Genomic DNA, 5,765 nt, shown 5'->3' with positions numbered 1-5,765 from the left:
ATCCCGACGTCATCGACTACATCATCCCCGGCAACGACGACGCCATCCGCGCCATCAAGCTCTTTGTGAACGCCATGGCCGAAGCCTGCCTCGAAGGCGCCGCTCAGACCAAGGAAGTGGCCGATCCCGAAGCTGCCATGCAGAAGGCCGCCGAAACGGCCGAAGCCGCTGAATAACCCCTTTTATTTTCTAAGGAGCAAGACAATGGCTATTACCGCTGCCATGGTAAAGGAGCTGCGCGACAAGACCGGCGCCGGCATGATGGACTGCAAGAAGGCCCTCACCGAATGTGAGGCCGACGTGGAAAAGGCTCTCGACTGGCTGCGCCAGAAGGGTCTTTCCAAGGCCGCCAAGCGCGCCGACCGCGCCACCTCCGAAGGCGTGATCGCCTCCGCCACCAGCGCCGACGGCAAGGTTTCCGCCATCGTTGAAGTGATGACCGAAACCGACTTCGTCGCCCGCGGCGAAAAGTTCCAGGACTTTGCCAAGCACGTGGCCCAGGAAGTGGCCGCGAACAACCCCGAAACCCTCGAATCCTTCCAGGACAGCATGAACGAGCTGGCCGCCTCCACCGGTGAAAAGACCGTGCTCGGCCGCTTCGTGCGCATGAGCGTGGAAGGCGAAGGCGTCATCGGCACCTACGTTCACTCCAACGGCAAGCTGGCCGTTCTCGTGGAAGTGGACACCGACAAGCCCGCCGACGCCACCGTGGCCGAATTCGCCAAGAACGTGGCCATGCAGATCGCCGCTTCCAATCCTCTGTCCCTCGACGCCGACAGTCTCGATCCCGCTCTTCTGGAGCGCGAACGCGAAGTGTATCGTCAGAAGGCCCTTGCCGAAGGCAAGCCCGAGAAGATCATCGACAAGATCGCCGAAGGCGCCGTGAAGAAGTACTGCAAGGAAGTGTGCCTGCTTGATCAGCCCTACATCCGCGACGACAAGATGACCGTTCAGGATCTCATGAAGGCCACCGCCAAGGCTGCGGGCTGCTCCGTCAGCATCAGCCGCTTCGTCCGCATCCAGCTTGGCGCGTAATCCTGCCGTGGATGCGACTTTTGTGGAAAAGTCGCGTCCGTGAGCTTGAATCCGTCAGGAGTTCAGGATACAAGGGGAGAGAACATTCTCTCCCCTTTTTTATGCCCTTTTCACGGATGGCCTATGGAAGACGCCGTACGACTTACCGCACTCATCATCACCCTGAACGGCGAGCGCCTGCTCGACAAGTGTCTTGAATCGCTTTCGTTCTGCGACCGAGTCCTCATCGTGGACTCCTTCAGCTCCGACAGGACGGAGGAAATCGCCCGCGATCACGGAGCCATGTTCATTCAGAACAAATGGCCGGGCAACGCAAAGCAGATACGCTACGGCATCGACTGGCTTTACGCCAACGCGCCCACGGAATGGGTGCTCATGCTCGACTGCGACGAGATCATTTCTCCGGAGCTGAAGAAAAGCATTCTTGAGGCCATTGAGCATCCCGGGGACAAGACGGCGTTTTCCATGCCGCGGCGCACCTGGTACTTCGACCGCTTTCTCAAGCACGGCGGCTGTTATCCCGACCGGCTGTTCCGGCTGTTCCGCCCCGAAGCCATACGCATAGAAAACAGCGGCGCGCATCAGAAGTTCGTGCCTGCGGGGCCGTACGGCGAGCTTTCGGGCGACATGCTCCACTACACGTACTGCAACTTTAAAAACCAGCTCGACAAGCTCAACGACTACGCCGAACGCGGCGCGCGCGATCTGGAGTCGCAGGGACGCAAAGGCGGGGTTCTTGTCGGGCTTCTTCACGGCACGTGGCGCTTCATCGACATGTACGTGCGCAAGATGGGCGTGCTCGACGGACGGGCGGGCTTTCTCATGGCGGCGCACACGTCGTTCTACACGTTTCTCAAATATGTCCGCATCCATGAGGGAGGCTGGGGCGCTCCCTACGATCACGGCCTTGCCGAAGCGGACGGTTCCACACACTCCGACCCCAGAAGAGGCTGACGATGAGCGAACTCAAATACCGGCGCGTGCTGCTCAAGCTGAGCGGCGAAGCTCTGGCCGGTGAAAAAGGCAGTGGCATAGACCCCGACACCGTGCACAGCATCTGCAAGGAAATCGCCGACGTGGCCAAGCTGGGCGTCCAGCTTGCGCTGGTCATCGGCGGCGGCAACATCTTCCGCGGCCTTTCCACCTCGGCCAAGGGCATGGACCGCTCCAACGCCGACTACATAGGCATGCTTGCCACCGTCATGAACGCCGTGGCCGTGCAGGACGCTCTGGAAAAAATGGACTGCCCCACGCGCGTGCTTTCCGCCATAGACATCCGCGAGCTGTGCGAGCCCTACATCCATCGCCGTGCCATACGCCACATGGAAAAGGGCCGCATCATCATCTGCGCTGCGGGCACGGGCAACCCCTATTTCACCACCGACACGGCGGCGGCCCTGCGCGGCACGGAACTCAAGTGCGACGCCATCATCAAGGCCACCAAGGTGGACGGGGTGTACGACAAGGACCCCATGAAATACAGCGACGCGGTACGCTTCGATCAGCTCTCCTACGATGAGACGCTGCGCCGCCACCTCAAGGTCATGGACGCCACAGCCATCACGCTGGCGCAGGAAAACAGCGTGCCCGTCATTGTGTGCAGCATGTTCGGCGGGCACATCAAACGCGTTGTCTGCGGCGAAGCGGCAGGCACCATTGTAAAGGGAGAATAACATGGATATCGAGACCTTGCAGCTCGACGCCGAAGAACGCATGGAAAAAGCCCTCGTCGCCCTCGACCGCGACTTCGGCAAGCTGCGCACCGGCCGCGCCACCACGAGCCTTGTGGACAACATCAAGGTGGACTACTACGGCACGCTCACGCCCATTCAGCAGCTCGCCTCGGTGGCCGTGCCCGACAGCCGTACCGTCACCATCCAGCCCTGGGACCGCAACGCCTTCTCTCCCGTGGAAAAGGCCATTCTGAAGTCCGATCTCGGCCTTACTCCCATGAACGACGGCCGCATCATCCGCATCACGGTTCCGCCGCTCACCGAGGAACGCCGCCGCGAGCTCACCAAGGTGAGCAAGAAGTACACCGAAGACGCCAAGGTGGCGCTGCGCAACATCCGCCGCGACGTGAACGACGCGCTCAAGAAGCTGGAGAAGGACAAGGAAATCTCCGCCGACGAGCTGAAGAAGGCCATGGACGACGTGCAGAAGCTCACGGACGCCTTCGTGAAGAAGGCCGACGCGAAGGCCCAGGCCAAGGAAAAGGAAATCATGGAAATCTGACGACGTGAAGGCCCGCGTCCGGCAAAAAGCGCCGGACAAACGCGGGCCTTCCGCGTCATGCGGGCGGGAGCCGGAACCATCCGGTCCTGCGGCCACATGGAAAGGCGCATGGAACAACGACTGCCGCAGCACATTGCGGTCATCATGGACGGCAACGGCCGATGGGCCGGGGAACGGGGACTTTCCCGTTCCGAAGGACATCTCGCCGGCGTGGACGCCGTGCGCACGCTGGTGCGCGAATGCCGGCGCAGGGGCATAGGGTACGTCACCGTGTATGCCTTTTCCAAGGAAAACTGGCAGCGGCCCGAAAAGGAAGTAAGCTTTCTTTTCGAGTTGTTTCTGCGCTTCATGCGGCAGGAACTGCCCGAGCTCATGAAGGAGGACATACGTCTCTCCTTCATCGGCGACAGGAAGGATCTGCCCTTCACCGTGCGTCAGGCGCTCGATCACGCGCTCAGGAAGACGGCCGGCAACCGTTCCATGGTGTTCACGCTCGCCATCAGCTATTCCGGACGGGAAGAGATACTTCGGGCCGCACGGCAGGCCCTTGCCGCGCATCTCAGGCCCGAGGAGCTCACGGAAGAGGTCTTCCGCTCCTTTCTCTACGCTCCCGGCATGCCGGACCCGGATCTCATCATACGCACGAGCGGCGAGGCGCGTCTCAGCAATTTTCTGCTCTTCCAGAGCGCCTACGCGGAGTTTTATTTCAGTCCCGTGCTCTGGCCGGACTTCGGCCCGGAAGAGCTGACCCATGCTCTCGACAGCTACGCCTGCCGCACCCGCCGCTTCGGCAGAACCGGCGAGCAGCTCGGCGGGCAGACGACAACAGAAGGAAGAAATCATGAATGACAAGTTTCGCGCCGCGGGACTCGGCCTGCGGCTCATCACGGCGGCCGTGCTCGCGGCCGTTCTCATCGCCGCGTGGATCATGGGCGGCTGGTACGTTTCCGGCCTTGTCGGCGTTCTCGCCCTCGTGGGGCTGGGAGAATTTCTCTTCCTGTTCCAGCCCGCCGGCGGATGGGGCATGAAGATTCTCGGCCTTCTGCTCGGCGCGGCGTACCTTGCCGCCTGCGCAGCTCTGCCCACCTTCCCGGCCGCTCTCGCCCTTGCCTTCTGCGCCATGATGGCGGCCCTCTACGCGCTCATTTGCTGGAGCCGTGAAAAAACGCCCGACGCGCTGCGCCGCGCCGCCGTCATCGTGTGCGGCATCGCCTACGTTCCGCTGCTGCTTGCCCCGGCCATGCACTTTTCCCGCTGGGAACAGCTTCTCGTGGTGCTTCTGCCCGCCGCTTCCGACATGGCCGCCTATTTTGCGGGCGTGAGCTTCGGCAAACATGCCATCTGGCCCGGCGTGAGTCCCAAGAAGAGCGTGGAAGGCTCCGTGGCCGGCCTTCTGGCCGCCGTGGTCGTGTCGTGCGTCATGGGTCTTGCCTTCGGCAGCGCGCCGCTTTACGCCTTTGCCGCGCTCGGCGCGGTCATGGGCATCATGGCGCAGCTTGGCGACTTCTTTGAATCCGCGCTGAAGCGCGCCGTCAACGTCAAGGATTCCAGCCGCCTGCTGCCCGGTCACGGCGGCGTGCTCGACCGGCTCGACAGCATTTCCTTCTGCGTGGGCGCGTACGCCGTGGCTTCGGCCCTGTATCCGTTCTTCGCGCAGGCCGCCCAGTAGCAGGACGCACCGAACGCTTCCGGCGTGTCCCCGATCTCTTTTCCGGCGTTTTCCGGCCTGTTCGGAAAACGCCCTTTTTCGGGAAGCCGGACAGAACCTTTCTCTGTCTCAGCTGCCCCATCTTTTCAGCAAGGGTCCCTTTTCATGAAGTACATCAGCAGCATTCCCGGCGAAAAAGACGCCCTGCCCTTTCCCCGCCGCGTGGCCCTCATGGGCTGCACCGGCTCCATAGGCACGAGCACCCTGCGCGTGCTGGATGCCTGGCGCGATTCCGGCCGTTTCGAGGTATTCGCCCTCGCCGCAGGACGAAACGTCGAGCTGCTTGCAAAGCAGGCCGAAGACTGGCGTCCGCCCCTGCTTGCCGTGCTGGAAAAGGACGGCCCTCACGGCGTGGATGCCCTCGCCTCACGGCTTCCCTCCGGCTACCGGCCGGAAATACTCTGGGGCAAGGAAGGCTACGCCGCCCTCGCCTCCGCAGACGGCGTGGACATGGTGCTTTCGGCACAGGTGGGCGCGGCGGGTCTTCGCGCCACCGTGGCCGCTGCCGTCGCGGGAAAGACCATCTGTCTTGCCAACAAGGAATCCCTGGTGCTCGCCGGAGAGCTCATACGCAACCTATGCCGCCGCACCGGCGCGGTCGTTCTCCCCGTGGACTCGGAACATTTCGCCCTGTTTGAAGGCATGGTCGGCCGCGGCGAAAACGACATCGCCCGCCTCATTCTCACGGCCTCGGGCGGCCCGTTCCGCACGAAGGACGCCGCCTATCTCAAGGTGCGCGCCGCTACAATGCAGTGACGCTGAACGATATGCTGTTTGCCCGCTACCA

8 protein-coding genes are annotated in these 5,765 nt (G+C 62.5%); all 8 read left to right on the top strand.

The annotated features are described in order from the left end of the window. The coding region (locus tag QZZ60_RS10220) for a 30S ribosomal protein S2 (RefSeq protein WP_295641107.1) at positions 1–176 on the top strand (176 nt) is incomplete at its 5' end. Between the two features lie 28 nt (positions 177–204). After that, the gene (gene tsf, locus QZZ60_RS10215; RefSeq protein ID WP_295641105.1) at positions 205–1,035 is read left to right on the top strand and encodes a translation elongation factor Ts; all 831 of its coding nucleotides are present in this window, start codon (positions 205–207) and stop codon (positions 1,033–1,035) included. A 123-nt stretch (positions 1,036–1,158) separates the two neighbouring features. Then, a complete protein-coding gene (locus QZZ60_RS10210) occupies positions 1,159–1,989 on the top strand; it encodes a glycosyltransferase family 2 protein (RefSeq protein ID WP_295641103.1) in 831 nt (276 codons plus the stop codon). Between the two features lie 2 nt (positions 1,990–1,991). Further along, complete coding sequence (gene pyrH / locus QZZ60_RS10205) at positions 1,992–2,708, top strand: UMP kinase (protein WP_294488701.1); 717 nt, start codon at positions 1,992–1,994, stop codon at positions 2,706–2,708. 1 nt (position 2,709) lies between these two features. Then, on the top strand, positions 2,710–3,270 hold the full coding sequence (gene frr, locus QZZ60_RS10200; protein WP_294488697.1) for a ribosome recycling factor: 561 nt from the start codon (positions 2,710–2,712) through the stop codon (positions 3,268–3,270). 108 nt (positions 3,271–3,378) lie between these two features. Then, positions 3,379–4,119: a polyprenyl diphosphate synthase gene (gene uppS / locus QZZ60_RS10195; RefSeq protein ID WP_295641100.1), complete on the top strand. Its 741-nt coding sequence runs from the start codon at positions 3,379–3,381 to the stop codon at positions 4,117–4,119. Then, positions 4,112–4,939, top strand: coding sequence for a phosphatidate cytidylyltransferase (locus tag QZZ60_RS10190; RefSeq protein ID WP_295641098.1), 828 nt, complete (start codon positions 4,112–4,114; stop codon positions 4,937–4,939). The genes uppS and QZZ60_RS10190 overlap by 8 nt, the downstream gene beginning before the upstream one ends. 144 nt (positions 4,940–5,083) lie before the next feature. Then, entirely contained in the window at positions 5,084–5,734 is a 651-nt protein-coding gene (locus tag QZZ60_RS10185; protein ID WP_295641095.1) for a hypothetical protein, read from the top strand. Positions 5,735–5,765 lie beyond the last annotated feature (31 nt).

Origin of the sequence: uncultured Mailhella sp., from assembly GCF_905187505.1 — a bacterium.
GTDB lineage: Bacteria > Desulfobacterota > Desulfovibrionia > Desulfovibrionales > Desulfovibrionaceae > Mailhella.
This window is presented reverse-complemented; position numbering and strand designations above follow the sequence as displayed.